Annotated in this window: 21 protein-coding genes; 16 read left to right on the top strand and 5 right to left on the bottom strand. The window is 62.3% G+C overall.

The features are described from left to right. Positions 1 to 51: 51 nt before the first annotated feature. The 7 genes from norR (at position 52) to LOY50_RS15585 (ending at position 6,904) form a co-directional block, all read left to right on the top strand. Complete coding sequence (gene norR / locus LOY50_RS15615; protein WP_014339167.1) at positions 52 to 1,584, top strand: nitric oxide reductase transcriptional regulator NorR; 1,533 nt, start codon at positions 52 to 54, stop codon at positions 1,582 to 1,584. A gap of 206 nt (positions 1,585 to 1,790) precedes the next feature. Then, complete coding sequence (pdxH, locus tag LOY50_RS15610; protein WP_258688255.1) at positions 1,791 to 2,438, top strand: pyridoxamine 5'-phosphate oxidase; 648 nt, start codon at positions 1,791 to 1,793, stop codon at positions 2,436 to 2,438. Positions 2,439 to 2,674: 236 nt separating this feature from the next. Continuing rightward, complete coding sequence (gene moaB / locus LOY50_RS15605; protein ID WP_014339169.1) at positions 2,675 to 3,229, top strand: molybdenum cofactor biosynthesis protein B; 555 nt, start codon at positions 2,675 to 2,677, stop codon at positions 3,227 to 3,229. Continuing rightward, on the top strand, positions 3,226 to 4,461 hold the full coding sequence (gene glp / locus LOY50_RS15600) for a gephyrin-like molybdotransferase Glp (RefSeq protein ID WP_258688253.1): 1,236 nt from the start codon (positions 3,226 to 3,228) through the stop codon (positions 4,459 to 4,461). Before moaB ends, glp begins: the two co-directional genes overlap by 4 nt. Positions 4,462 to 4,542: 81 nt before the next feature. Further along, on the top strand, positions 4,543 to 5,538 hold the full coding sequence (locus LOY50_RS15595) for a peptidase U32 family protein (protein WP_253475376.1): 996 nt from the start codon (positions 4,543 to 4,545) through the stop codon (positions 5,536 to 5,538). A gap of 11 nt (positions 5,539 to 5,549) precedes the next feature. After that, complete coding sequence (locus tag LOY50_RS15590) at positions 5,550 to 6,440, top strand: U32 family peptidase (protein ID WP_003202470.1); 891 nt, start codon at positions 5,550 to 5,552, stop codon at positions 6,438 to 6,440. Next, positions 6,434 to 6,904, top strand: a complete 471-nt coding sequence (locus tag LOY50_RS15585; protein ID WP_024616165.1) for an SCP2 domain-containing protein — start codon at positions 6,434 to 6,436, stop codon at positions 6,902 to 6,904. Before LOY50_RS15590 ends, LOY50_RS15585 begins: the two co-directional genes overlap by 7 nt. Positions 6,905 to 7,123: 219 nt before the next feature. Here LOY50_RS15585 and LOY50_RS15580 read toward each other — a convergent pair whose 3' ends face one another. The 5 genes from LOY50_RS15580 to LOY50_RS15560 all read right to left on the bottom strand — a co-directional run bounded on the left by LOY50_RS15580 (position 7,124) and on the right by LOY50_RS15560 (position 12,764). Beyond that, positions 7,124 to 8,572, bottom strand: a complete 1,449-nt coding sequence (locus LOY50_RS15580; protein WP_258688251.1) for an MFS transporter — start codon at positions 8,570 to 8,572, stop codon at positions 7,124 to 7,126. Positions 8,573 to 8,915: 343 nt separating this feature from the next. Beyond that, on the bottom strand, positions 8,916 to 9,302 hold the full coding sequence (locus LOY50_RS15575; protein WP_258688250.1) for a putative zinc-binding protein: 387 nt from the start codon (positions 9,300 to 9,302) through the stop codon (positions 8,916 to 8,918). 85 nt (positions 9,303 to 9,387) lie between these two features. Beyond that, positions 9,388 to 10,065, bottom strand: coding sequence for a Crp/Fnr family transcriptional regulator (locus LOY50_RS15570; RefSeq protein ID WP_024616162.1), 678 nt, complete (start codon positions 10,063 to 10,065; stop codon positions 9,388 to 9,390). 255 nt (positions 10,066 to 10,320) lie between these two features. Further along, complete coding sequence (gene narL, locus LOY50_RS15565; RefSeq protein WP_024616161.1) at positions 10,321 to 10,968, bottom strand: two-component system response regulator NarL; 648 nt, start codon at positions 10,966 to 10,968, stop codon at positions 10,321 to 10,323. After that, positions 10,965 to 12,764: a HAMP domain-containing protein gene (locus tag LOY50_RS15560; RefSeq protein WP_258688249.1), complete on the bottom strand. Its 1,800-nt coding sequence runs from the start codon at positions 12,762 to 12,764 to the stop codon at positions 10,965 to 10,967. Before LOY50_RS15560 ends, narL begins: the two co-directional genes overlap by 4 nt. Positions 12,765 to 13,072: 308 nt before the next feature. Here LOY50_RS15560 and LOY50_RS15555 point away from each other — a divergent pair, with 308 nt between their 5' ends. The 9 genes from LOY50_RS15555 (at position 13,073) to LOY50_RS15515 (ending at position 26,996) form a co-directional block, all read left to right on the top strand. Next, entirely contained in the window at positions 13,073 to 14,374 is a 1,302-nt protein-coding gene (locus LOY50_RS15555; protein ID WP_408980867.1) for a nitrate/nitrite transporter, read from the top strand. Continuing rightward, positions 14,352 to 15,749, top strand: a complete 1,398-nt coding sequence (locus LOY50_RS15550) for a NarK family nitrate/nitrite MFS transporter (protein WP_214510206.1) — start codon at positions 14,352 to 14,354, stop codon at positions 15,747 to 15,749. Before LOY50_RS15555 ends, LOY50_RS15550 begins: the two co-directional genes overlap by 23 nt. Positions 15,750 to 15,814: 65 nt before the next feature. Further along, positions 15,815 to 19,588 carry a nitrate reductase subunit alpha gene (locus tag LOY50_RS15545; protein ID WP_175360675.1) on the top strand — a complete coding sequence of 1,258 codons (3,774 nt, stop codon included), beginning with the start codon at positions 15,815 to 15,817 and terminating at the stop codon, positions 19,586 to 19,588. A gap of 1 nt (position 19,589) precedes the next feature. Further along, positions 19,590 to 21,128 (top strand): nitrate reductase subunit beta, encoded by a 1,539-nt coding sequence (narH, locus tag LOY50_RS15540; RefSeq protein WP_253475359.1) that lies wholly within the window; start codon positions 19,590 to 19,592, stop codon positions 21,126 to 21,128. A 2-nt stretch (positions 21,129 to 21,130) separates the two neighbouring features. Continuing rightward, positions 21,131 to 21,886 carry a nitrate reductase molybdenum cofactor assembly chaperone gene (gene narJ, locus LOY50_RS15535; RefSeq protein ID WP_214510208.1) on the top strand — a complete coding sequence of 252 codons (756 nt, stop codon included), beginning with the start codon at positions 21,131 to 21,133 and terminating at the stop codon, positions 21,884 to 21,886. Continuing rightward, entirely contained in the window at positions 21,879 to 22,559 is a 681-nt protein-coding gene (narI, locus tag LOY50_RS15530) for a respiratory nitrate reductase subunit gamma (RefSeq protein WP_063320860.1), read from the top strand. The genes narJ and narI overlap by 8 nt, the downstream gene beginning before the upstream one ends. A gap of 10 nt (positions 22,560 to 22,569) precedes the next feature. Further along, positions 22,570 to 23,538 carry a peptidylprolyl isomerase gene (locus LOY50_RS15525; RefSeq protein WP_258688244.1) on the top strand — a complete coding sequence of 323 codons (969 nt, stop codon included), beginning with the start codon at positions 22,570 to 22,572 and terminating at the stop codon, positions 23,536 to 23,538. A gap of 25 nt (positions 23,539 to 23,563) precedes the next feature. Beyond that, a complete protein-coding gene (moaA, locus tag LOY50_RS15520) occupies positions 23,564 to 24,556 on the top strand; it encodes a GTP 3',8-cyclase MoaA (protein ID WP_258688243.1) in 993 nt (330 codons plus the stop codon). Between the two features lie 424 nt (positions 24,557 to 24,980). Continuing rightward, positions 24,981 to 26,996, top strand: a complete 2,016-nt coding sequence (locus LOY50_RS15515) for a ribonucleoside triphosphate reductase (protein ID WP_253475350.1) — start codon at positions 24,981 to 24,983, stop codon at positions 26,994 to 26,996. The last annotated feature ends 3 nt before the right edge of the window (positions 26,997 to 26,999 follow it).

Raw genomic sequence — 26,999 nt, 5'->3', positions numbered from 1 at the left:
TGTCACCCTGATTGTGAAGGGTCAAACGAACCCTGGAGGGTCATCACTACCATGCTGCGTGAAAGCCTGGCCGCCGACCTGATCGTCGAGCTGCCCAATGCGGTGCGATTGCAGCGCCTGGTGCAGACCCTGCGCGAATACTTCAACAGTGGCGCCGTGGGGCTGCTGCGTTTGGACGACGACAGCCTCAGGCCCGTGGCCACGGTGGGCCTGGTCCACGAGGCACTGGGACGGCGCTTCGTGATTGCCCAGCACCCGCGCCTGGCGGCGATCATGGCGTCGCGCGAACCCACCTGGTTCGAGCCGGACAGCCGTTTGCCGGACCCTTATGACGGCTTGCTCGACAACCACGTCGGCGAACCACTGCCGGTGCATGACTGCATGGGCGTGAGCCTGTACGTGGAAGGACGGCTGTGGGGGGCGATCACCCTGGATGCGTTGCACGCCGGCACCTTCGACAGCCGTGCCCGCGAGGAGCTCAAACGCTGTACGTTGCAGATCGAGGCGGCGGTGCGGGTCACTCGCCTTGAGCAGGAAAACCGTAGTCTGCGAGCATCGCGCAGCGACCAGACCGACCTGCGGCTACCCGCCGAAGAGGGCGAGATCCTCGGGCGCAGCGAGGGGTTGCAGCAGTTGCTCAACGAGCTGGATGTGCTGGCGGACTCCGAACTGCCGGTGCTGTTGCTGGGCGAAACCGGCGTCGGTAAAGAGCTGTTCGCCCGGCGGCTGCATCGCCTGTCCCGGCGCGGCCACAAGCCGCTGGTCCAGGTCAACTGCGCGGCGTTGCCCGAGTCCCTGGCCGAAAGCGAGTTGTTCGGCCACGTCAAGGGCGCGTTTTCCGGGGCGACCGCCGACCGGGCCGGGCGCTTCGATGCGGCCAATGGCGGCACGCTGTTTCTCGATGAGGTTGGTGAATTGCCGTTGAGCGTCCAGGCCAAGTTGCTGCGGACCCTGCAGAACGGCGAGATCCAGCGTCTGGGGGCGGACAAGCCGCTGCACGTCGATGTGCGGATCATCGCCGCCACCAACCGGCACCTGCCCGACAGCATTCGCGACGGGCTGTTTCGCGCGGACCTGTATCACCGGCTCTCGGTCTATCCGGTGCCGATCCCACCGCTGCGCGAGCGCGGCCACGATGTGTTGATGCTGGCCGGGCACTTTCTCGAACTGAACCGCACGCGCCTGGGCTTGCGTGGGTTGCGCCTGTCACCGGCGGCTGAACAGGCGCTGCTGGCGTACAGCTGGCCCGGCAACGTGCGGGAACTGGAGCACGTGATCAGTCGCGCGGCGTTGAAACAGCTGAGCCGCGGCGCCAGTCGCAGCCTGATCATGACCCTGGAACCCCAGGTGCTGGACCTTGACGTCAACGCCAGCGCCGCTTCGGCGCAGGCGCTGCCGGAACAGGCTCTGCAAGCGTTGGATGCGCCCGTGCAACCCTTGAGCGAGGCCGTCGACGGTTGCCAGCGACAGGCGATCCTCAAGGCCCTGGAACGCTGCGGGCAGAACTGGGCGGGGGCGGCGCGGCTGTTGGAGGTTGACCCGAGCAATCTGCATAAGCTGGCGCGGCGGTTGGGGCTTAAGTAGCCGTTGACCGGCTAGACCGAGTTGCCTTCATCGCGAGCAAGCTCGCTCCCACAGGGATCTTGTGAACACAGCAGATCACCTGTGGGAGCGAGCTTGCTCGCGATAGCGCCCTTCAACCCACCACAAGAACCGCCATTGACAACGATCAAGGCCCGCCACCGCCACAGAATCCACACTGGCCAAAATCCATCGTGGAGATCACCGTCATGCCCCTTTCCCTGGCCAAAATGCGCCGCCAGTACACCCTCGATGGCCTGGATGAAGCCCAGGCCCCCGACGACCCCATGGCGTTGTTCGCGCTCTGGATGCAACAGGCCCGCGACACCGAAAGCCCACCCGTGGAAGCCAACAGCATGGCCTTGGCGACGGCGGACGAGCAGGGCCGGCCTCACTGTCGGGTGTTGTTGCTCAAGGGCTTCGACGCCCAGGGCTTTTCGTTTTTCGGCAACTACGACAGCGCAAAGGGCCAGGACCTGGCGGGCAACCCCTGGGCGGCCATGACGTTTTTCTGGCCGGGGCTGGAGCGGCAAGTACGCATCGAAGGGCCGGTCGACAAACTCGATCCGGCGCTGTCGGATGCCTATTTCGAATCCCGTTCCGTCGCCAGTCGCCTGGGTGCCTGGGCGTCGCCACAAAGCCGACCACTGAAGGACAGGGCCGCGCTGGAGACCTTGCTGACGCAAACCGAAAAACGCTTTGCCGATCAACCCGTGCGGCGCCCCGGCCATTGGGGAGGCTATTGCCTGCGGCCTGAACGGATGGAGTTCTGGCAGGGCCGCGCCGACCGTTTGCACGATCGTCTCGACTACCGCCTGCAGGATGGCGCCTGGCAGCGCAGCCGCCTGGCACCCTGAATGGATGCCTTGTAGGAGCTGCCGAGCGTAGCGAGGCTGCGATCTTTTGATCTTTTGATCTTTTGCTTGAGACTCAAGTGGCCCGGGAAAGATCGCAGCCTCGCTTCGCTCGTCAGCTCCTACTGGGACAGGATCGTTCTTGCATGGGGTGCCAAGGGAGGTACCTCCAACGAGGAATAGGCCCGGCAACGATTGCGGTTCAGGCTGGGCCATCTTTTCTGACAGGACGGCTGATCATGGCCCATCTGACGCAACGCCTCTTTCAACCGCTGAACATCGCGGTCCTTACCATCAGCGATACCCGCACCTTCGACACCGACACCTCGGGCCAAACCCTGGCGGACCTGTTGCAAACGGCCGGACACGTGCTCATCGACCGTGGGTTGGTGAAAGACGATATCTACCAGATCCGCGCCCAGGTCTCCCAATGGATCGCCGACCCCAAGGTGCAGGTGGTGTTGATGACCGGCGGCACCGGGTTCACCCCGCGCGACAACACCCCCCAAGCGGTGGCGCCACTGCTGGACAAACACGTCGACGGTTTCGGCGAGCTGTTCCGCCAGGTGTCGCTGGCGGAGATCGGCATGTCCACCCTGCAATCGCGCGCCTTGGCGGGCATGAGCAATGGTGTGCTGGTGTGCTGCTTGCCGGGTTCGCCGGGGGCGTGCCGGACCGGGTGGGAGCAGATCCTGGCCGGGCAATTGGACAGCCGCACTGGCCCGTGCAATTTCACCCCGCACCTCAAGCCCCAGGACGGCATCGCCCCAACGGCTTGCGAGACCCGCTCGTGAGCGGCCGGGTGTGCGACAGCGGCGTGCTGATGCCGGTGGATGAAGCGATCCGTCATCTGCTCGACCAGGCACCGCCGCCACCGCCCGTGCAACGGGTTGGCCTGGATCAGGCCCTGGCGCGTGTGCTGGCCACTGACATTGTGTGCCCGATGAACCTGCCGGCCTGGGACAACAGCGCGATGGACGGCTATGCCCTGCGGGCCGCTGACCTGCCGGGTGACGGCGGCAACCTGCTGTTGGGTGGGCGGATCGCCGCGGGTGAAGAACCGGGCGAGCCGTTGCAAGCCGGGCACGTCGTGCGGATTTTTACTGGCGCGCCGCTGCCACCGGGGGCCGACACGGTGGTGCCGCAGGAAAGCTGTCGCGTCGATGGCGAGCGGGTCTGGTTGCCGTCGGTCAATGGCGGCGACCATGTTCGCAAGGAAGGCGAGGAACTGCGTCGAGGAGACCGGCTGCTCGAAGCCGGCACGCGCTTGCGCGCCCAGGAGTTGGGTTTGCTCGCCGGTGCCGGCGTCGGCCAGGTGGACGTCTATCGCCCCTTGCAAGTGGGCTTGCTCAGCAGCGGCGATGAGCTGCGCGAGCCGGGCGAGCCACTGGCGCCAGGACAGATCTACAACAGCAATCGCCATAGCCTCGCCGCACTGTTGCGCGGTTGGGGTGTCGAGGTGCATGACTTCGGGGTCATGCCCGACCAGCTATTGGCCAGTCGACAAGCGTTGCGCCTGGCCGCCGCCGAATGCGATGTGCTGATCACCTCGGGCGGTGTCTCGGTGGGTGAAGAAGACCACCTCAAGCATGCCATCGAAGCCTTGGGCAGCATCGACCTCTGGCGCCTCGCCATCCAGCCGGGCAAGCCCCTGGCCTTTGGCGATGTGGAAGGCAAGCCTTGGATCGGGCTGCCAGGCAACCCGTCGGCGGCGTTGATTACCGCGCTGATCGTCGTGCGTCCGTTCCTGTTCCGGGCCCAGGGCATGGGCGACGTGTTACCTGTGCCGTTGCAGGTTCCAGCCGGGTTCGACTGGCTCAAGCGCAACCGACGCCGGCAGTACCTGCGGGCCAGGTTGGTCCCGGATGCCAACGGCCACCTGTGTGTGGAACTGCACCCTCAGCAAAGTTCGGCGATGCTGACGGCCGCTTGCTGGGCCGATGGGCTGGCGGTGGTGGAGTGTGAGGCGCAACTGCACAAGCACGACAAGGTGCTGTACCTGCCATTCGCCGAGCTGATGCATTGACGGCAATTGATTGTCGTCAAGGTCGCCGGCCGAGGGCTGGCTAGACTGGCGGCGCTTGAGTTTTTCTCATGAGGATGCCCCATGCAACTGGTTTGCCCGGCAGGGAATCTGCCTGCCCTCAAAGCGGCGGTGCGCCAAGGCGCCGATGCCGTCTATGTCGGCTTTCGCGATGACACCAATGCCCGGCATTTTGCCGGGCTGAACATGGACGACAAGCAGTTCGACGCGGCTGTCGCACATATCCGTCAGCATCAACGCAAGCTGTACGTGGCGGTCAATACTTACCCGCAGCCCAAGGGCTGGGAACGCTGGCAACGGGCGGTGGACCGTGCCGCCGATTTCGGCGTGGACGCCCTGATTGCCGCCGACCCTGGCGTGCTCAGCTATGCCAGCCAGCGCCATCCTCGGTTGGCGCTGCACCTTTCCGTACAAGGCTCGGCCACACACGCCGCGGCCCTGGCGTTCTACGCGCAGCGCTATGACATCCGTCGCGCGGTGCTGCCGCGGGTACTGTCCCTGGCCCAGGTGCGACAGGTGGCGGCGGGCAGTCCGGTGCCGATTGAAGTTTTCGGTTTCGGCAGCCTGTGCATCATGGCTGAAGGCCGTTGCCACTTGTCTTCCTACATCACCGGCGAATCGCCGAACCTGTGCGGCGTCTGCTCGCCCGCCAAGGCGGTGCGCTGGAGCGAGGATGCCCAAGGCCTCAGCGCACGCCTGAGCGAGGTGCTGATCGACCGCTACACCCCCGAAGAACCGGCCGGTTATCCGACCCTGTGCAAAGGCCGCTTCCTGGTCGGCGGCAAGCGCTTCCATGCGCTGGAAGAACCCACCAGCCTCGACACCCTCGACCTGCTGCCGGAGCTGGCGGCCATCGGCGTCGAAGCGGTGAAGATCGAAGGTCGCCAACGCAGCCCGGCCTACGTTGAGCAAGTGACCCGGGTCTGGCGCGCCGCACTGGATGCCCATAAGGCCGCGCCGCAACGGTTCCGGGTGCAGGAAGAATGGCGCCAGGTGCTGGCTGGCTTGTCCGAAGGCAGCCAGACCACCCTGGGTGCCTACCATCGATCATGGCAATGAGGGGAGGCCAGATGAAACTCAGCCTGGGACCGGTCCTGTTTTACTGGGACAAAGCGCAACTGGGGAATTTCTATGCCGAGATGTCGGCATTGCCGCTGGACGTGATTTACCTGGGGGAAACCGTGTGTTCGAAACGCCGGGCGTTCTCCCTGGATCAGTGGCTGGGGTTGGCGCGCGAGCTGCAAGCGTGCAGCCAGGCACAGATTGTGTTGTCGAGCCTGACGCTGATCGAGGCAGCCTCGGAGCTGTCCTCGCTGCGACGCCTGTGTGACAACGGCCAGTTGTTGGTGGAAGCCAACGACATGGGCGCGGTGCAGTTCATGGCCGAACGCAAGCTGCCTTTCGTCGGCGGACCGGCGCTGAACTTGTACAACGGCCACGCCCTGGGGCAATTGCTCGACAGCGGCATGATCCGTTGGGTGCCGCCTGTGGAGTGTTCGGCGGCGCTGATCGGCGATGTGTTGGAGCAGGTGCGGGACATGGACCGCGAGGTGCCCGAGGTGGAGATCTTCGCCTACGGTCATCTGCCCTTGGCGTACTCGGCGCGCTGCTTTACCGCCCGAGCCGAAAACCGCCCCAAGGACGACTGTCAGTTCTGCTGCATCAACTACCCCGACGGCCTGGCGTTGAGCAGTCAGGAAGGCCAACAGTTGTTCACCCTCAACGGCATCCAGACGATGTCCGGCGAGGTGACGAACCTGCTGGCCGACTACAACGCGTTGATGGCCTGCGGCGCCGATGTGCTGCGCCTGAGTCCGCGTGCCCAAGGCATGGCCGAGGTGGTCACGGCCTTCGACAAAGTTCGCCAGGGCGAGGCACCGCCGCTGTTCGTGGACGGTTGCAATGGTTACTGGCACGGCCATGCCGGCATGTTGAAGGTAGAGGAGGCGGGCCTGTGTTGAGTCCGAAGAAGTGGGTGCTCAAAGGCGCCGACCGCTTGCTGCCGCTGGTGGGCAAGGTGCCGTTCGTGGTGCAGCGACTGGCGTTGCAACAGGCGCTCAATCGCTGCCTGGCCGAGCCGCTGCGCGATGGCGGGTTTGATGTGCTGCGTGGGCGCTGGTTGTGCCTGCGCGTGCCGGACTTGAAGTTGTGCTGGTACCTGACTTTGGCACGGGACGGATTGCGCATTGCCGAACGGGCCGAGGCCCAGGTCACCATCAGCGGCAACTGGCGCGAATTCCTGTTGCTGGCCAGCCGGCAGGAAGACCCGGATACGTTGTTCTTTCGTCGGCGGTTGGTGATCGAGGGGGATACCGAGTTGGGGCTGGCGTTGAAGAACTTGATCGACAGTCTTGATCCGGACGTCCTGCCGCCTTGGCTCTGGCGCAATCTGGAGCGGGCGGGCAAGGGGTTGGCGGCGGGGTGAGAGGTTGAGTTGCTGTGATCGACGCAGATCCAGTGTATGGCTTGCCTGCGATATAGGTGGCCTCACAGCCGGCCTGGCTCCTGCGGATGTAACCCATCCATGTGGGAGCCGAGCTTGCTCGCGATGGCGGCCTGACAGCCGACCTGTCTCTTGCGGATGTACACAGATCTCCTGCGGAGCTGCGGCTGTGATCTTTTGATCTTGGTACGGCGAGGTACGTCAGTGCGCAAACGCTTTAGGGTATTTGTCCAGATAGGCATCATTGAGCTGCGTATCCTGGGAACGCATGAAAGATTTGAAGTCGGGTACCAGAAAGACCAGCAGAGACAACAGCAGCACCATGACACCCAGCAGCGTGATTGTCAGTGCGACCCCCAGATAGGCGAGCAGGGTGTTCATCGCGAAACTGCCCAAGGGGCTGGCCGCCGCAGACAGAAATGAAACCGTTGCAAAAATCCGGTTGCGATGGAGCTTTGGCGTTGCCAGCAACCTCACAGCGGAAGTGGGGATGTTAATCAACATCAGGCCGACGCCGCCGCAGAAAAAGGCCGCGGGCACGATGAACGACGATGAAACGGTCCCGACCACTACAAGGTTGCCCCCCAGTAATGCAAAACCTGCGGACACACACATGTCACGGGGGACCCGGTCGGATAACCAGCCGATGATCTTGTAACTGCCCGCCAGAATGCCCAGTCCGAAGCACGAATCCAGAAGACCGATGTAAGTGACCGGGTACTGGATGACGTCCTTTACATACAGTGGAATCAGGATGGTGAAGAACGGAAACAGGGCAAAGTTGATCAGCATTGCGATGATGGCCAGGTAAAATTCGACTTTCACTCCGTAAACCACTTTGAAGCCGGAATAGATCATGCTGAAGCCGCTGGCACCCGGGGCTTCTTCGCCTTGGCCAGTGGCACCGATGGGGCTTGGGATGGTTGCGATCAACGCCCCGGCGATGAGAATTGCAAAAAAATCGGCGGCAAAGGCGAACGTGATACCGAATCCGTAAATCAACCCGCTGGCCAGTACCGGTCCCAGCAGAATGGAAAAGGACGACATCACGCTTTTGGTCCGAAAGGCCAGGGAGACTTTATCGTCGTCTGCAAACAAAGGAATGATCGAAGCCTGGAGAGGGTCGCGTACGCCGACGATCGCACTGCTGATCATCATCAGCGCGCCCACCGTCCAGGGGTTGAACGACCCCGTGGCGGACAGTACCACCATCAACAGCGCTGTCAGCAGGCTGATCCATGAGGCCAGCTTGATGATCAGGATTTTGTTGTACTTGTCCCCCAGCCATCCCAGCAGGGGTTTGGCTAACACCTCCGTCGCGATGGAACAGGCAATCATGTTGGCGAAATAGAGCGCAGAGCCTGTTTCCTGCAAGGCCCACCAGGCCACCGCCAGTTGATTGCACCGCCCGCCCAAAACCATCAACAAAAAACTGAATTGCACTTTCAGAAGACGCCGGTCGATGCCGGGAAAGCCCCACGTAATGCCTGAAAAATTTGCACTCATTGACGTACCTTTGATCCACCGGAATTCCAATACGGTCCAACCAAGTTGTGTCGGCCACTCGGGTAATCCCCAGGCGCGGGCTATATCGTTGACGATGATTTTTTGCAGGTGGTGGAGATCGCGCCAACTGAATATTACTTTCAAGATGTTGCGGCTTTACATCATCGCGAAGAGGTAGCGAGTTTTCTGAAATGTTAGTCGTGTTGGTTGTGGGAATGAGCTTACTGATTCTTAGGAAAGGTATATTGCTGTCGTAGGACGGGTCTTGGAAGTTTCTGTAAGTAATTTCTGTAAGCTTTAAGTTCTTGGCGCGTTATCTCAAGATTAGGTTTGCAGTATCAGTTGAGCTGATTTCAAAAAATTGAATCAGCCAGTGCGTTCTAACTGACATACGGAGGCTACAGGTTTTAGGACCGCTCGCGGTCCAGCGGGAGCAAGCTCCCTCGCCACAGGTTTTGGTGTTCGACACTAGCACCTGTTCGCCTTCTCAAGCCGTCTCGGAGGCTTCGATCATCTGGCTTTCAATCAGCCGCTTGATCTCCTCAAACAAATCGTCACTCTGCTCCTCGGTGCAATCCTCGCCGTTGCGTTTGCGCAAACCGTGGTGGCTGAAGATCAGATGCACATCGGCGTGCAGGTCGTGCCGGTTCAGGCAGCTTTCGACGCATTGCAGCGGGCAGCCGTCCAGTGCCAGGATTCGCCGTCCCGAGCGCGCTTTATTGACTAGCGCAGCCACATGCCCGCCGACCCCGACGATGCAGGACATTTCGGCCAGGCCGCTGCGATCCAGGCGCAAGGCCAGGGTATTGGCCAGTTGCGCGACATTCGAGCAACCGGAGCAGGAGTAGACCAAGGGAAGGCTTGAATCGGACATGAGGGTTCTCCACTGATGGACGCTGCCAGTGTGCGAGGCCGCCAGTAATACGCCTTGACCATGGTCAAATCCGGGACTGGCCCGGTTACTGTTGGTAACCAGCCAGTTCTTCTTCAGCCAGGATACGAATGTTACGCCGCTCCATGGCAATCAACCCCCCATCCACCAACCGATGCAGAATCCGCGAAAACGTCTCCGGCTGAATCCCCAACTTGGAAGCCACCAGCCGCTTCGACACCTGCAAAACCACCTGACCATCCCGCGGATCGCGTTCCTGCAGCAGGAAATTGATCACCCGCCGGCTGGCGCTGGCCAAGGTCAGGTTGTCGATGTCCTTGAGGCGCTGGTGCAGATGGATGCTCATGCTCGCCAGGATCGCCAGGCAGACCTTGGGCTGGTCCTCCAGGGCCTTGCGGTAATGGGTACCCTCGATACTCACCAGCACGCTGTCCTTGATCGCCGACGCACTGACCGGATAGCAGCGGGCCTGGCTGAACAGCAGGGCCTCGGCGAAGGTCTGGCCGGGCTGGATGATTTCCACCAGGTTCTCCTGGCCCTCACCGGTCACCCGGAACAGCTTGATCTGACCACTGACCAACAAGAAAAACCGCTTGGCCGGATCGCCCTGGTGCATGAGCGTGCTGTTGCATTCCAGGCGTTTGAGGACAGCCAGGCTGCAGACATCCTCAAAGACCCGCTCCGGCAGTTGGCTGAACAGGTGATGACGACGCAACAGTAAAACGATGGAAGGGTGGGTCAGCATGGCGTACCTCCGCGTGCCGTCATGGTAGAGCCCAAATCGCCGCCGGCCTATGCCTCGGCAGGCCTACCTCGGAAGAGGGATGAGGAGCGGCCATGCCAGTCAAATCAATGCCTGCAGAACACAGATCCTGTGGCGAGGGAGCTGCTCCCGCTGGGCTGCGCAGCAGCCCCCAAAAAAACAGGGCCGCTGCGCGCCCCAGCGGGAGCAAGCTCCCTCGCCACAGGTTGTGTGTTTATTCATGGCCCCCAACCAGGGCTAGCCCGCCCCGCGCAAATGCTCCATCGCCCACACCGCGGCTTCGACCCGTGAGCGCAAGCCGAGCTTGTGCAGCAGGTTCTTCACATGCACCTTGACCGTGCCTTCGGTGATGCCCAGCTTGTGCCCGATGACTTTGTTGCTGTAGCCGCCAGCGATGGTCTTGAGGACCTGGCGTTCGCGTTCGGTCAGTTCCACATCGGCCTGGCGCGGTGGCGAGCGTAGCGCCTGGGCCATGACGCGGGTCAGGCCCGGGCTGATCACCAGGGCGCCGTTGAGGGCATCGCGGATGTACTGGATCAGCAGCTCCGGCTCCATGTCCTTGAGCAGGTAACCGTTGGCGTCCAGGCGCAGGGCATCGCGGATGTCGTCCTCGGCATCGGACACGGTGAACAGCAGCACCTTGCCGGTGTAGTGCATGGCGCGCAGCCGGCGCAGGGTCTCGATGCCGTTCATCTGCGGCATGTTGTTGTCCAGTAGCACCAGGTCGGGGTTGAGCGGTTCGATCAGGGTCAGGGCTTCTTCGCCGTGGCTGGCTTCGCCAACGATCTGCAAATCGTCTTCGAGTTCAAGCATCTGGCGGATCCCGCGACGCATCATCGGATGATCGTCGACCAGTAGCAGGGTGTGGCGCAGGGGGGCGTTCATGTTGCGAGGCCTTCGGTGTGTTGGCCCAGGAATTCCGGTTGGAAATGCACCTGGATGCGGGTGCCCTGGGGTGTACGGGAGTGAATCTGCAGTTGGCCGCGCAGGCTACGGGCCCGTTCGTTCATGATGTTCAGGCCATGGTGTTCGCGCTGGTCCACCTCGCCACTGAAGCCGCGGCCATCGTCTTCGATCGACAGCTGCACGGTCTCGCCTTCCTGGCGCAGTTCGAGCCAGGCGTTTTCGGCATGGGCGTGGCGCAGGCAGTTGGACAGGGCCTCGCGGGTGATCTGCAGGATGTGGATCTGCTCGCTGGCCGACAGCTCGAAGGCCAGGGTGTCGACGAACAGATGCACCTTGAAGTCCCCTCGGTTGGAGAACTCCTCGGCGGTGTCCTTGAGCTCTTCGACCAGGCCGTCATCGTGGATCTGCAAGCGGAAGGTGGTCAGCAACTCGCGCAACTGGCGATAAGCATTGTTGAGCCCTTCACGCAGTTCACCGGTGACGGTCTCCAGGGTCTGCACCGGTTCGCCCCGACGCATCAGGGTCTGCATGCGGCTGACTTGCAGCTTCATGTACGACAAGGCCTGGGCCAGGGAATCGTGGAGCTCGCGGGCAATGATCGTGCGTTCGTCGAGCAGCAGCAGACGATGGTCCTGTTCGCGCTGGCGCTTGAGCGACAGCGACGTACCAATCAGGTTGGCCAGGGCCTGGATCAATGCGGTTTCCCAGGGCTGCGCGGCGTGGCCGTCGACAAAATGGGCCTTGAGCTCACCCAGTTCGTTGCCCTGGTTGCTGATGCTGAAGGCTTGCGGGCGTGCAGCGTTGCGTTTATGGCAGCTGGCGCAATCGCTGCTGGCGCAGACCTGGCGGCTGTCGGCGCCATGCAACGCCAGCAAGTGCCTGGCCGGTGACTGCAATTGCCCTTGCAGGCACAGCGTCAGGCGCAGGCCCGGCAGGCGCTGCTGGAAGCGCCGGATCAGTTCGTCCAGCCCTTCGGCATTGGCCTGGCGCGTCGCCAGGCTGCGACTGCTCTGGTACAGCAGCTCCAGGGCGGCGTTGGCCTGTTGCAGGTTCAGGGTCTTTTGCCGGACCTGGTTTTCCAGGGTGCGGTGCGATTGCTCGATGGTCTCGGCCATGGTGTTGAAACTGGTCGCCAACTGGCCCAGTTCATCTTCGGACTGGTGATTGACTCGCACCTGGAATTCGCCACGGCGAAAGCGCTGGGTGGCGTCCACCAACTCCTGCAAGGGCGTGACCACGCCGTACTGCAATTCATACAGGCCGATCAGCAGGATGATCATGGTGCTGAACAGCGCCGCGCCCTGGATCACCTGCTGCCAGCCTTGCTTGTGCTCGCTCTGGCGTTGCAGCAGGGTGACGAACCGGTCCAACTGGTTGACGAAGGCATTGGCATTGGCCTGGAAAAACGCCGAGTCACCACGCTCGATGGCCGGGCGCAAGGTCTGGTTCCAGCGTTGCACAAGGTCGCGATAGCTCTTGTGCAGGGAGGTTTCCGGCCCATCTTCCAGCACGGCGCGCAGGGCTGGGCTGTCGAGGCGTTGTTGCAGGCTGGCGGTGATCGCCGGGATGTCGTCGTTGGCCCCCGCCGCCAGTTTCCAGCTCAGGTGGTAGGTCTCCATGCGCACGGAGCCGGCGGTGTTGATGGCAGCAGCGTCGCCCTGGCTGAACCAGGCGATCAACCCGGCACTCAAGGAACTGGCCAAGGCCAGGATGGCGATCAGGATCACCGCCAGCCCGGCGCGAGCGGGCAGGGAACTGCGCAGCCAACGCATCATCGACGCGGGCCTGCGGGGCAAAACTGTGAACCGAGCATAGGGGGCGCCCTGGACCTGGGGGTGTAGCAGCCAATCCTGGGCGCACTACCTCTAAAGAGTTGTCGGCCGCTCCATTTCCATAAAAGCTTCGGCAGACTTGTTCAAGATATTGATAAATAAAGGGTTGTATCAATATCCGGGTCTACCTCCTTGGAGGTAGACGGGCCAAGCATAGGCCTGGACCGCCCCGGCGCACGTTGATCCAGGTCAAGTTTTCGCGGGGTTCGTATCACTAGGCTGCGCTCATCGAACTGACGGAGTGCATCGTGATGCGAGCGCAAGTGCAACAAGGGCTGGTACTAGGGATGAGTACCCTGGCCTTCACCGTGTGCTTCATGGTCTGGATGATGTTTGCCGTGCTCGGCGTTCCGATCAAGGAAATGCTGGCCCTCAATGAAACCCAATTCGGCCTGCTGGCTGCCACGCCGGTGTTGACCGGTTCGCTGGTGCGCTTGCCCCTGGGGCTTCTGACCGACCGCTTTGGCGGACGGATCGTGTTCTTCCTGCTGATGCTGGTCTGCGTATTGCCGCTGTACATGATCACCCTCGCCACGGCCTTCTGGCAGTTCCTGGTGCTGGGCCTGTTCGTCGGCCTGGCCGGTGGCTCGTTCTCGGTGGGCATCGCTTACGTCGCCAAGTGGTTCGACAAGCAGAACCAGGGGTTTGCCATGGGCGTCTTCGGCGCCGGCAACGCCGGTGCGGCAGTGACCAAGTTCCTCGCTCCGGCGCTGATCGCGTTCGGCACCTGGCACCTGGTGCCGAAAGTGTTCAGCGCCATCCTGTTCATCACCGCGCTGCTGTTCTGGTTTCTCACCACCGAGAAAAAGGAACACAGCGGCACCGGCGGCGCGACGTTGCGCGAGCAATTGAAAACCCTGAAAGAGCCGGCCGTGTGGCGCTACTGCCAGTACTACTCGATCGTCTTCGGCGGCTACGTGGCCCTGGCCTTGTGGATGACCAAGTACTACGTGCAGGAATACGGCTTCAGCCTGCAAAGCGCGGCGCTGCTGGCGGCGTGTTTCTCCTTGCCCGGTGGCGTGCTGCGGGCCGTCGGTGGCTGGATGTCTGACCGCTGGGGCGCTCAGAGCGTGACCTGGTGGGTGTTGTGGGTCAGTTGGATCTGCCTGTTTCTGCTCTCCTATCCCCAGACGCAGCTGCAAGTGCAGACCGTCAACGGCATCGTCGATTTCCACATCGGTCTCACCCCCACGCTGTTCACCGTGCTGCTGTTCGTGATGGGCATCGCCTTCGCGTTCGGCAAGGCCTCGGTCTTCAAGTACATCGCCAACGACTACCCGAAAAACATGGGCGCGGTGTCCGGCATCGTCGGCCTGGCCGGCGGCCTGGGCGGGTTCGTGCTGCCGATCATGTTCGGCGCCCTGGTGGATCTCACCGGCGTGCGCTCGTCCTGCTTCATGTTGATGTACGGCGTGGTCTGGGTCTCCCTGGCCTGGATGTACTTCAGCGAAATGCGCAAGCGCCCGCTGCTGGGTAAACAGCCGCCGGCCACTCAATCCCCGTTTTCCAGCATTGCCCAAGGAGAAGAACATGTCCGTTCTGCAAACGCCTGAAAAGGGCCCGGTCATTCATGACTGGCGCCCGGAAGACCCTGCTTTCTGGGGCAGTAGCGGCAAGCTGACCGCCCGGCGCAACCTGTGGATTTCCATCCCGGCGCTGCTGTTGGCCTTCGCGGTGTGGATGGTCTGGAGCACGGTGATCGTGCGCCTGAATGCCATCGGCTTCAGCTTCAGCACCGACCAGTTGTTCTGGCTGGCGGCATTGCCGGGGCTGTCCGGCGCGACCTTGCGCATCTTCTACTCGTTCATGGTGCCGATCTTCGGCGGGCGCCGCTGGACCGCGCTGAGCACGGCGTCGTTGCTGATACCGGCTTTGTGGATGGGCTTCGCCGTGCAGGATTCGGCCACGCCCTACAGCGTGTTCGTGCTGATCGCATTGCTTTGCGGTTTTGGCGGCGGCAACTTCGCCTCGAGCATGTCCAACATCAGCTTCTTCTACCCCAAGTCCCAGCAGGGCACCGCCCTGGGCCTGAACGCCGGGCTGGGTAACCTGGGCGTGTCGGTGATGCAGTTCAGCGTGCCGCTGGTGATTTCCTTCGGTGTGTTCGGCTTCATGGGCGGCCAGCCGCAGGTGTTGGCCGACGGCAGCTCGCTGTGGTTGCAGAACGCCGGCTTCATCTGGGTACCGTTCATCCTCGCCGTGACCCTGATTGCCTGGTTCGGCATGAACGACCTGTCCAGCGCCCGCGCTTCGTTCAGCGAACAGGCGGTGATCTTCAAGCGCAAGCACAACTGGCTGATGTGCTGGTTGTACCTGGCCACCTTCGGTTCGTTCATCGGTTTTTCCGCCGCCTTCCCACTGCTGATCAAGACCTCGTTCCCGGACGTCATTGCCCTGAAATTCGCCTTCCTCGGTCCACTGGTGGGCGCGCTGGTACGGCCGCTGGGCGGCTGGCTGGCGGACAAGCTCGGTGGCGCGAAGGTCACCTTGTGGAACTTCGTGTTGATGATCGTGATGGTCTTCGGGGTCCTGCACTTCCTGCCGCAGAACGGCCAGGGCGGCAATTTCTACGGCTTCCTGGGCATGTTCATGTTGCTGTTCATCACCACTGGCGTGGGCAACGGTTCGACCTTCCGCATGATCCCGGTGATCTTCCGCACCCTGCACGAGAAGTCCGCCCTGGGCAAAAAGCCCGAACAACGCGAGTTGGCGCTCAAGAACGCCGGCAAGGAATCGGCCGCCGTGCTGGGTTTCAGCTCGGCCATGGGCGCCTTCGGAGCCTTCTTCATTCCCAAATCATTCGGCACTTCGATGGCCCTGACCGGCGGCCCGGAGATGGCCTTCTACATGTTCGTCGGCTTCTACCTGAGCTGCATCGTGGTGACCTGGTGGTGGTACGCCCGCAAGGGCGCGGCGACTCCCTGCTAAGACGAATTCAACTATTGCGTGGGCGGGGCGCAGACCCCGCGGAGCAAGCCTGAGAGGAACACACTGTGAGTCATTTATTGGATCAACTGCGGTTTTTCAACCGCAAGCAAGGCGAGTTTTCCGATGGTCACGGCGAGACCCGCAAGGAATCCCGCGATTGGGAGAACGTCTATCGTTCGCGCTGGCAGTACGACAAGATCGTGCGGTCCACCCACGGGGTGAACTGCACCGGTTCGTGCTCGTGGAAAATCTACGTCAAGAACGGCCTGATCACCTGGGAAACCCAGCAGACCGACTATCCGCGTACCCGCAACGATCTGCCCAACCACGAGCCACGCGGCTGCCCTCGCGGCGCGAGCTACAGCTGGTACATCTACAGTGCCAACCGGCTCAAGTACCCGAAAATTCGCAAGCCATTGCTCAAGCTGTGGCGCGAAGCCCGGCAGACCCTGCCGCCGGTGGAAGCCTGGGCCAGCATCGTCGAGGACAAGGCCAAGGCCGACTCCTATAAAAGCAAGCGCGGCATGGGCGGCTTCATCCGTTCCAACTGGGAAGAAGTCAACGAGATCATCGCCGCCGCCAACGTCTATACCGTCAAGGAACACGGCCCGGACCGGGTGGTAGGCTTCTCGCCGATCCCGGCCATGTCGATGGTCAGCTATGCCGCCGGCTCGCGTTACCTGTCGTTGATCGGTGGCGTGTGCCTGAGCTTCTACGACTGGTATTGCGACTTGCCGCCAGCTTCGCCGATGGTCTGGGGCGAGCAGACCGACGTGCCGGAATCGGCCGACTGGTACAACTCCAACTACATCATTGCCTGGGGCTCCAACGTCCCGCAGACCCGTACCCCTGACGCCCACTTCTTCACCGAGGTGCGCTACAAGGGCACCAAGACCGTGGCGATCACCCCGGACTATTCGGAAGTCGCCAAGCTCACCGACCTGTGGCTCAACCCCAAGCAGGGCACCGACGCCGCGTTGGCCCAGGCCTTCAACCATGTGATCTTCAAAGAATTCCACCTGGACAAGCCGAGCGCCTATTTCACCGAATACGCCAAGCGCTACACCGACCTGCCGGTACTGGTGATGCTCAAGCCGATGCTCGGCGCTGCGCCGGGTGCGGGTTACCAGCCGGACCGTTTCCTGCGGGCCAGCGACCTGACCGACAACCTCGGCCAGGACAACAACCCGGAATGGAAAACCATCGCCATGGATGCCGCCGGCGAACTGGTTTCGCCCCAAGGCTCCATCGGCTATCGCTGGGGTGAGAAGGGCAAGTGGAACATCCTGCCCCGTGAAGGCGGCGAGGGACGTGAGATCGACCTCAAGCTGAGCCTGATCGGCGGCGACGTCGCCGAGGTGGCGTTCCCGTACTTCGCCGGCGAAGCCCAGGAGTACTTCCAGCATGTGGCCGGTGACGCGGTGCAGTTCCGTCGGGTGCCGGTGCACAGCGTGGTGCTGGCCGATGGCAGCGTGGCGAAAGTCGCCACCGTATTCGACCTGTCGGCGGCCAACCTGGCGATCGACCGTGGCCTGGGCGGCGCCAACGTTGCCAAGGACTATGACGACGCTTCGGTGCCCGGCACCCCGGCCTGGCAGGAGCAGATCACTGGCGTAAGCCGCGAGAAGGCGATCCAGATCGCCCGCGAGTTTGCCGACAACGCCGACAAAACCCGTGGACGCTCGATGATCATCGTCGGTGCGGCGATGAACCACTGGTACCACATGGACATGAACTACCGCGGGCTGATCAACATGCTCATGCTCTGCGGTTGTGTCGGCCAGACCGGCGGCGGCTGGGCCCACTATGTCGGCCAGGAAAAACTCCGTCCGCAATGCGGCTGGCTGCCCCTGGCCTTTGGCCTGGACTGGAACCGTCCGCCACGGCAAATGAACGGCACCAGCTTCTTCTACGGGCACAGTTCGCAATGGCGCCACGAGAAGATGAGCATGCACGATGTGCTCTCGCCCCTGGCCGACAAATCGCAATTCCCCGAGCACGCCCTGGACTACAACATCCGCGCCGAACGGGCCGGCTGGTTGCCGAGCGCACCGCAGCTCAACACCAACCCGCTGCACATCTGCCGGGACGCCGCCGCCGCGGGTATGGAACCCAAGGACTACGTGGTCAAGTCGCTGCAGGACGGTTCCCTGCGTTTTGCCTGCGAGCAGCCGGACAGCCCGGTGAACTTCCCGCGCAACATGTTCATCTGGCGTTCCAACCTGCTGGGCTCCTCGGGCAAGGGCCACGAGTACATGCTCAAGTACCTGCTCGGCACCAAGAACGGCGTGATGAACGAAGACATCGGCCATGGCACCGAGTGCAAGCCCACCGAAGCCGAGTGGGTCGACGAGGGCGCCATTGGCAAGCTCGACCTGGTGACCACCCTGGATTTCCGCATGTCCTCGACCTGCGTGTATTCCGACATCGTCTTGCCGACCGCCACCTGGTACGAAAAAGACGACATGAACACCTCGGACATGCATCCGTTCATCCACCCACTGTCGGCCGCCATCGATCCGGCCTGGGAATCGCGTTCGGACTGGGAAATCTACAAGGGCATCGCCAAGGCGTTTTCCGCCATGTCGGTCGGCCACCTGGGTGTCGAGAAAGACCTGGTCACCGTACCGCTGATGCACGACAGCGTCGGCGAGTTGGCCCAACCGTTTGGCGGCACCGACTGGAAAAGTGCCGGTGTGGCGCCGATCCCGGGCAAGAACGCGCCGAACCTGCACGTGGTGGAACGCGACTACCCGAACATCTACAAGCAGTTCACCTCCCTGGGCCCGATGCTGGAAAAACTCGGCAACGGCGGCAAGGGCATCAACTGGAACACTGATACTGAAGTTAAATTCCTCGGCGAACTGAACCACAAGGAAGTCGAGGCGGGTATCAGCCAAGGGCGGCCAAAAATCGACAGCGCCATCGACGCTGCCGAAGTGATCCTGTCCCTGGCGCCGGAAACCAACGGCCATGTCGCGGTGAAAGCCTGGGCAGCGCTGTCGGAATTCACCGGCATCGACCACAGCCACCTGGCGGTGTCCAAGGAGCACGAGGCGATTCGCTTCCGTGACATCCAGGCCCAGCCACGCAAGATCATTTCCAGCCCGACCTGGTCTGGCCTGGAAGACGATCACGTGAGCTACAACGCCGGCTACACCAACGTCCATGAGTCGATCCCATGGCGCACCATCACCGGTCGCCAGCAGTTCTACCAGGATCACCCGTGGATGCAGGCGTTCGGCGAGCAGCTGATGAGCTATCGGCCACCGGTCAACACCCGCACCATCGCCGGCGTGAAGGGCAAGCGCAGCAATGGCGAGACCGAGATCGTCCTGAACTGGATCACCCCGCACCAGAAGTGGGGCATCCACAGCACCTACAGCGACAACCTGCTGATGCTGACCTTGAGCCGTGGCGGACCGATTGTCTGGCTCTCGGAAATCGACGCCAAGCGCGCCGGTATCGAGGACAACGACTGGATCGAATGCTTCAACGTCAATGGCGCGCTGACCGCCCGTGCGGTGGTCAGCCAACGGGTCAAGGAAGGCATGGTGATGATGTATCACGCCCAGGAACGGATCGTGAACGTGCCGGGTTCGGAAACCACCAAGACCCGTGGCGGCCACCACAACTCGGTGACCCGCGTGGTGCTCAAGCCCACCCACATGATTGGCGGCTACGCCCAACAGGCCTACGGCTTCAACTATTACGGCACGGTCGGTTGCAACCGCGACGAATTCGTCGTGGTGCGCAAGATGGTCAAGGTCGATTGGCTCGATGGTTCCAGTGGCGATGATTTGCCGCGTCCACTGCCGACTGATATCGAGGAGAACTGAGATGAAGATTCGCTCACAAATCGGCATGGTCCTGAACCTGGACAAATGCATCGGCTGCCACACCTGCTCGATCACTTGCAAGAACGTCTGGACCAGCCGCGAAGGCATGGAATACGCCTGGTTCAACAACGTCGAATCCAAGCCTGGCATCGGCTATCCCAAGGAGTGGGAAAACCAGGACAAGTGGAAAGGCGGCTGGATCCGCAACGCTGACGGTTCGATCAACCCGCGCATCGGCGGCAAGTTCCGCGTGCTGGCGAACATCTTCGCCAACCCGGACCTGCCCAGCCTGGACGATTACTACGAACCGTTCGACTTCGACTACCAGCACCTGCACACCGCGCCACTGGGCGAGCATCAGCCCACCGCACGCCCGCGTTCGCTGGTGTCGGGCAAGCGCATGCAGAAAATCGAATGGGGCCCGAACTGGGAGGAAATCCTTGGTACCGAGTTTGCCAAGCGGCGCAAGGACAAGAACTTCGACAAGATCCAGGCGGACATCTACGGCGAGTACGAAAACACCTTCATGATGTACCTGCCGCGCCTGTGCGAGCACTGCCTGAACCCGACGTGCGCGGCGTCGTGCCCGAGCGGTGCGATCTACAAGCGCGAGGAGGACGGCATCGTCCTGATCGACCAGGAGAAATGCCGTGGCTGGCGCATGTGCATCAGCGGCTGCCCGTACAAGAAGATCTACTTCAACTGGAAGAGCGGCAAGTCGGAAAAATGCATCTTCTGCTACCCGCGAATCGAAGCCGGCATGCCGACCGTCTGCGCTGAAACCTGCGTTGGCCGCATCCGTTACCTCGGCGTGCTGCTGTATGACGCCGATCGCATCAGCGAAGTGGCAAGCACCGCCAATGAGCAGGACCTGTACGAGAAGCAACTGGAGATCTTCCTCGACCCGAACGACCCGGCGGTGATTCGCCAGGCCCTGGCCGATGGCGTGCCGCAGTCGGTGATCGATTCGGCGCAACGCTCGCCAGTCTACAAAATGGCCGTGGACTGGAAACTCGCACTGCCGCTGCACCCGGAATACCGCACCTTGCCAATGGTCTGGTACGTGCCGCCACTGTCGCCGATCCAGAACGCCGCCACGGCTGGCACCGTGGGCATGAACGGGGTGATCCCGGACGTCGACAGCCTGCGTATCCCGCTGCGCTACCTGGCGAACATGCTCACCGCCGGCGATGAAAAACCGGTCAAGCTTGCGCTCAAACGCTTGTTGGCGATGCGTGCCTACAAACGTTCCGAGCAGGTCGACGGCGTGCAGGACCTGCAAGTGCTGGCCGACGTCGGCTTGAGCGTGAACCAGGTGGAAGAGATGTACCGCTACCTGGCCATCGCCAACTACGAAGACCGCTTCGTCGTGCCAAGCGCCCACCGCGAAGACGCCATGAGCGACGCGTTCGCCGAGCGCTCCGGTTGCGGTTTCAGCTTTGGCAGCGGTTGCAGTGGCAGCTCCGACACCAACATGTTCGGTGGCAAGAAGGCCAACCGCCGCGACGTGATCAAAACCGTGCAGTTGTGGGAGGAATGAGCATGCGCATTCTCAAGGTGATTTCGTTGCTGCTCGACTACCCGACCGAGACCCTGGTGGCCGGTCGGGATGAGCTGGAACAAGCGATTCTCCAAACGCGGGAAATCAGTCCGAACCAGCGCGCCGGGTTGTTCGAGTTGCTGGAGGTGATCTGCGGCAAGGACCTGATGGATGGCCAGGAGCACTACGGTGCGCTGTTCGGCCGCGGTCGTTCGCTGTCGCTGCTGCTGTTCGAACATGTCCATGGCGAATCCCGCGACCGGGGCCAGGCCATGGTCGACATGATGGCCCAGTACGAAGAGGCCGGTTTCGCCATCGGCGTCAAGGAACTGCCCGACTACATCCCGCTGTACCTGGAGTTTCTTTCCACCCGCGAAGACATCGAGGCCCGCGAGGGCCTGGCCGATGTAGCGCACCTGCTGGCTTTGCTCGCGGCGCGCCTGGACGAGCGTGAAAGCGCCTACGCCAGTTGCTTCCGGGCCTTGCTGCAAATCGCCGGGGCCGAGCCTCAGGTGGCCGTGGCCGAGTTGCGTGAGCAAGTGAAGGCCGAGCCACGGGATGACTCCCTCGAAGCCCTGGACAAAATCTGGGAAGAAGAGGCGGTGGACTTCATGAAGGCCGAACAGCAGGACCGTTGCAGTTCACTGCCCAGCGCGCCGGGCAAGGCGCGAGACGAAAGTGCGGTGCCGCTGCACTGGGTGGATTTTCAGCATGAAGGGCTGGCCGCAGCGCCAGCCGGGGAGGTGGGCAATGTCTAAATGGGATCTGTTGTTGTTCGGGGTCTACCCCTACGTCGCCTTGGCGATTTGCCTGCTCGGCAGTTGGGCACGCTTTGATCTGTCCCAGTACACCTGGAAGGCCGGTTCCAGCCAGATGCTGAACAAGCGCGGCATGCGCGTGGCCAGCAACCTGTTTCACATCGGCGTGCTGTTCGTGTTGGCCGGCCACTTCGTCGGCCTGCTGACACCCTCGGCGATCTACCACCACGTGCTGAGCACCGAGAACAAGCAGTTGCTGGCGATGGTCTCCGGCGGGTTCTTCGGCGTACTGGGCCTGATCGGCCTGGTGATGCTGCTCAACCGTCGCCTGACCGACCCACGGGTTCGCGCCACCTCCAATGCCTCGGACATCCTCGTGCTGGTGGTGCTGCTGGTGCAACTGGTACTTGGGCTGATGACCATCGTGGCGTCGACCGCCCATATGGACGGCTCGGTGATGGTGATGCTGGCCGACTGGGCCCAGAACACCGTGCTGTTGCGTCCGGTTGAAGCCGCTACCTCGATAGCGCCGGTGGGCCTGGTCTACAAGCTCCACGTGGTGCTGGGCCTGACCCTGTTCGTGCTGTTCCCGTTCACTCGTCTGGTCCATATCGTCAGTGCGCCGGTCTGGTACCTGGGGCGTCGTTATCAAATCGTTCGGCAGAAGTTTTGAGGAGAAGATCATGGCGAGTGGATGCGGATGTGGCGGTAGTGGTGGCGGCAGCGGCGGCTGTGGTTCTTCGGCAAAAGCGGCACCGGTGATCGCGCCGGTGGCCGATGCCGAACCGGCGGGGGCGGTGCAGTTCGAGCCGGCCCAGGCCGGGCCGGTGGCGGAAGATGAAGCGCCGCAGTTGATTGCCAGCAGTGAACAGGAGTGGCCGATCATCAGCGTCAACGGGGTGTCGGTCACCCCGCAGGCGATGGCCCAGGAGCTGCAGTATCACCCGGCTGACAGCCGTGAGGAGGCGGTCTACCAGGCCGCTCGGGCGCTGGTGATTCGCGAATTGCTCCAGCAGCGTATCGCCGAGCTTGGCCTGGCGTTGCAGGTCGGTGCCGGCGAAAACGAAGAGGAGGCGGCGACGCGGTTGTTGCTCGAACGCGAGGTGCTGGTGCCACAGTGCGACGAGGCAACCTGCCTGCGTTACTACGAAAACAACCGGGCGCGCTTTCACAGTGCGCCGTTGCTGGCGGTGCGGCACATCCTGCTCGAATGTGCGCCGGACGATGCCGAGGCGCGCAGCCTGGCCCATGTCCAGGCCGAGCTGCTGCTGGAGCGGCTGGACCAGTTCCCGGGCAGCTTTGCCGAGTTGGCGCTGACGCATTCGGCGTGTCCTTCAAAGGAGCAGGGCGGCTCGCTGGGGCAGATCAGCAAGGGCCAGACCGTGCCGGAACTGGAGCGCCAGTTGTTCACCCTGCCGGCGGGCCTGGCCGGTAAACCGCTGGAAAGTCGCTATGGCTGGCACGTGATCAGCATCGACCAGCGAATCGATGGCCAGCCATTGCCGTATGAGGCAGTGGCGACGGCGATTCGTACCCAGTTGCAGCAGGGCGTGTGGCAAAAAGCGCTGGTGCAGTACCTGCAAACCCTGATCGGTGCGGCGGACATTCGCGGCATTCACCTTCAGGGTGCCGACTCGCCGCTGGTGCAGTGAGCACGGGCTCAATCGGGAGAACCTCATGAACGCGGTGTTGCAGGACGGATTTGGGCGCCAGATCGATTATTTGCGGATGTCGGTGACCGATCGTTGTGATTTTCGTTGTGTGTATTGCATGGCGAAAAACATGACTTTCCTGCCGCGTCAGCAAGTCTTGACCTTGGAGGAGTTGCAGCGCCTGGCGCGGCTGTTCGTCGGCCTGGGGGTGAAGAAAATCCGCCTGACCGGTGGCGAGCCGCTGATCCGTCCGGGCATCGTCGGGCTGTGTCGCGAGATCGCGGCATTGCCTGGCCTGCGGGAACTGGTGATGACCAGCAACGGCTCGCAGCTGGGGCGGTTGGCCCAGCCGCTGGTCGAGGCTGGGGTCAAACGCATGAACATCAGCCTCGACAGCCTGGACGGCGAACATTTTCGGGCGATCACCCGCAACGGCAACCTGGACCAGGTGCTGGCCGGCATCGAAGCGGCGAAGGTCGCCGGGTTCGAGCGGATCAAGCTCAACTGCGTGGTCATGAAGGGACGCAACTTCGATGAAGTTCCGGCGCTGGTGCAGTACGCCATCGACCAACGCATCGACATCAGCTTTATCGAGGAGATGCCGTTGGGAGAGGTCGGGCGTTCCCGGGGCGAGTCGTTCTGTTCCAGCGATGAGGTGCGGGCCGAGATCGCCCGCCATCATCGCCTGCTCGACAGTGCCGAGAGCAGCGGCGGGCCGGCGCGCTATGTGCGCCTGGAGCGTCATCCGGATACTCGGATCGGTTTCATTTCACCCAACACCCACAACTTCTGCGCCAGTTGCAACCGCGTGCGCATGACCGTCGAAGGGCGCTTGCTGTTGTGCCTGGGGCAAGAAGACTCCCTTGATTTGCGCGGCTTGCTGCGGCGTTATCCGCTGGAAGACCAACCGGTGATCCAGGCGGTGCACCAGGCGTTGCGTGGCAAGCCACTGCGCCATGACTTCAACCCGGGTGGGGAAGTGCAGATTGTGCGGTTCATGAACATGAGTGGGGGGTAAGGGATCGCACGGGGTCCTGTGGCGAGGGAGCTTGCTCCCGCTGGGCTGCGCAGCAGACCCAAAGCATTCTGACCCGCACCCTTGATGTTGAATGAACCGGCCTCATCGCGAGCAGGCTCGCTCCCACAGGGGGGCTGTGGTGAGTCTAGATCCTGCAGTCAGCCGGAAACCAATGTGGGAGCGAGCTTGCTCGCGATGACGGCGGCCCAGTCAACATCAAACTTAACTGACCCACCGCTATCGCGAGCAAGCTCGCTCCCACAAGGGATCTGCGGCGCTTGAAAAAATGACTTTTCGAGCCTGAATGCCGGTCGCTCCCGATTCTTGATGTCGATCAATTGCAACCCTGCCTTTTGTCCGTACTATCCACTGCATATTGTGTTTGAAGATCTCAAAAAGCCTATATGTAGTGTCTGGAGCCAAAATGCAGAGCACGTTGATCTCAGTAGGGTGTAACCGCTTGCACAAGCGCGATGGCAGTGTGGTCGCCTTTGATGCGGACAAGATCCGCCAGGCGCTGATCGCCGCCGGCAAGGCCACCGGCGAATACGCCGAAGCCGAGGCCGAGGCGTTGCTGGAGGCAGTGTTGGCGCGGTTGGAAGGGCAGACGCGGTTGAACGTCGAGCAGATCCAGGACCGCGTCGAACGGGTACTGATGGACGCCGGTTTCTTTCTCTCCATGCGCGCCTACATCGTGTATCGCGAGCAACACGGACGCCTGCGTCGGGATCGCCGTACGCTGGTGGAAGTCGCCACGTCGATGAACGAATACCTGGACCGCGAAGACTGGCGCGTGCAGGCCAATGCCAACCAGGGGTATTCCCTCGGTGGGCTGATCCTCAACGTATCGGGCAAGGTCACCGCCAACTACTGGCTCGACGAGGTCTACAGCCAGGCCATCGGCGAGGCGCACCGCGAGGCTGACCTGCATATCCACGACCTGGACATGCTCGCTGGCTACTGTGCCGGCTGGTCCTTGCGCACCCTGTTGCACGAAGGCCTCAATGGCGTGCCAGGGCGGGTCGAGGCCGGGCCGCCCAAGCATCTGAGCAGTGCCCTGGGACAGATGGTGAACTTCCTCGGCACCCTGCAGAACGAATGGGCCGGCGCCCAGGCGTTCAGTTCGTTCGACACTTACCTGGCGCCCTATGTGCGCAAGGACCAGCTCAGCTACGACGAGGTCCGCCAGTCGTTGCAGGAGTTCATCTACAACCTCAACGTACCGTCGCGCTGGGGCACGCAAACCCCGTTCACCAACCTGACGTTCGACTGGGTCTGCCCACAGGACTTGCGCGAACAGATCCCGATCGTTGGCGGCGAAGAGATGCCGTTCGCCTACGGTGACCTGCAAGCGGAAATGGAACTGATCAACCGCGCCTACATCGAGGTGATGCAGGCCGGCGATGCGAAAGGGCGGGTGTTCACTTTCCCGATCCCGACCTACAACATCACCCACGACTTTCCGTGGGACAGCGAGAACGCCGACCGGCTGTTCGAAATGACCGCCCGTTACGGCCTGCCGTATTTCCAGAACTTCCTCAACTCGGACATGCAACCCAATCAGGTGCGGTCGATGTGCTGCCGCTTGCAGCTGGACGTGCGCGAGTTGCTCAAGCGCGGCGGCGGCTTGTTCGGTTCGGCGGAGCAGACCGGTTCCCTGGGCGTGGTGACCATCAACTGCGCCCGTCTGGGCTACCTGTACAAGGGCGACACCAGCGCGTTGCTGCAACGCATCGATACGCTGATGGAACTGGCGATGGAGAGCCTGGAGGTCAAGCGCAAGGTCATCCAGCATCACATGGACGCTGGTTTGTACCCCTACACCAAGCGCTACCTGGGCACGTTGCGCAATCACTTCTCCACCATCGGCGTGAACGGCCTGCATGAAATGCTGCGCAATTTCACCGATGACCAGCAAGGCCTGCACACCGAGCAAGGCCGGGAGTTTGCCCTGAAGCTGCTGGATCACGTGCGGGCCACGCTCCTGCGATTCCAGGAAGAAACCGGTCACCTCTACAACCTCGAGGCCACGCCCGCCGAGGGCACCACGTACCGCTTCGCCAAGGAAGACCTCAAGCGCTACCCGGATATCTTGCAGGCCGGCAGCCCGGTCGCACCGTACTACACCAACTCGTCGCAACTGCCGGTGGGCTTCACCGAAGATCCGTTCGAAGCCCTGGAGCTGCAAGACGAACTGCAATGCAAATACACCGGCGGCACCGTGTTGCACCTGTACATGGCCGAGCAGATTTCCTCCACGCAGGCCTGCAAGCAGTTGGTGCGCAAGGCACTGGGACGTTTCCGCCTGCCGTACCTGACCATCACGCCGACCTTTTCCATCTGCCCGGTGCACGGCTACCTGGCCGGCGAACACGAGTTTTGCCCCAAATGCGACGAGGCCTTGCTGCTGCAACAACAGCGCCAGGGCAGCGTTCACTGATCC

It is taken from the genome of Pseudomonas sp. B21-010, assembly GCF_024749325.1.
GTDB classification, from domain to species: Bacteria; Pseudomonadota; Gammaproteobacteria; order Pseudomonadales; family Pseudomonadaceae; genus Aquipseudomonas; species Aquipseudomonas kilonensis.
The sequence above is the reverse complement of the archived record's forward strand: the minus strand, read 5'-3'. Positions and strand labels throughout refer to the sequence as shown.

What these genes read in the sequence shown, in the direction of transcription:
- LOY50_RS15570 (WP_024616162.1), bottom strand. Translation starts at nt 10,065, where the DNA reads ATGCTGACCCACCCTTCCATCGTTTTACTGTTGCGTCGTCATCACCTG.
- LOY50_RS15595 (WP_253475376.1), top strand. Translation starts at nt 4,543, where the DNA reads ATGCAACTGGTTTGCCCGGCAGGGAATCTGCCTGCCCTCAAAGCGGCG.
- LOY50_RS15575 (WP_258688250.1), bottom strand. Translation starts at nt 9,302, where the DNA reads ATGTCCGATTCAAGCCTTCCCTTGGTCTACTCCTGCTCCGGTTGCTCG.
- LOY50_RS15550 (WP_214510206.1), top strand. Translation starts at nt 14,352, where the DNA reads ATGTCCGTTCTGCAAACGCCTGAAAAGGGCCCGGTCATTCATGACTGG.
- narH (WP_253475359.1), top strand. Translation starts at nt 19,590, where the DNA reads ATGAAGATTCGCTCACAAATCGGCATGGTCCTGAACCTGGACAAATGC.
- LOY50_RS15515 (WP_253475350.1), top strand. Translation starts at nt 24,981, where the DNA reads ATGCAGAGCACGTTGATCTCAGTAGGGTGTAACCGCTTGCACAAGCGC.
- LOY50_RS15525 (WP_258688244.1), top strand. Translation starts at nt 22,570, where the DNA reads ATGGCGAGTGGATGCGGATGTGGCGGTAGTGGTGGCGGCAGCGGCGGC.
- LOY50_RS15560 (WP_258688249.1), bottom strand. Translation starts at nt 12,764, where the DNA reads ATGATGCGTTGGCTGCGCAGTTCCCTGCCCGCTCGCGCCGGGCTGGCG.
- pdxH (WP_258688255.1), top strand. Translation starts at nt 1,791, where the DNA reads ATGCCCCTTTCCCTGGCCAAAATGCGCCGCCAGTACACCCTCGATGGC.
- LOY50_RS15590 (WP_003202470.1), top strand. Translation starts at nt 5,550, where the DNA reads ATGAAACTCAGCCTGGGACCGGTCCTGTTTTACTGGGACAAAGCGCAA.
- narJ (WP_214510208.1), top strand. Translation starts at nt 21,131, where the DNA reads ATGCGCATTCTCAAGGTGATTTCGTTGCTGCTCGACTACCCGACCGAG.
- moaA (WP_258688243.1), top strand. Translation starts at nt 23,564, where the DNA reads ATGAACGCGGTGTTGCAGGACGGATTTGGGCGCCAGATCGATTATTTG.
- LOY50_RS15555 (WP_408980867.1), top strand. Translation starts at nt 13,073, where the DNA reads ATGCGAGCGCAAGTGCAACAAGGGCTGGTACTAGGGATGAGTACCCTG.
- narL (WP_024616161.1), bottom strand. Translation starts at nt 10,968, where the DNA reads ATGAACGCCCCCCTGCGCCACACCCTGCTACTGGTCGACGATCATCCG.
- moaB (WP_014339169.1), top strand. Translation starts at nt 2,675, where the DNA reads ATGGCCCATCTGACGCAACGCCTCTTTCAACCGCTGAACATCGCGGTC.
- norR (WP_014339167.1), top strand. Translation starts at nt 52, where the DNA reads ATGCTGCGTGAAAGCCTGGCCGCCGACCTGATCGTCGAGCTGCCCAAT.
- narI (WP_063320860.1), top strand. Translation starts at nt 21,879, where the DNA reads ATGTCTAAATGGGATCTGTTGTTGTTCGGGGTCTACCCCTACGTCGCC.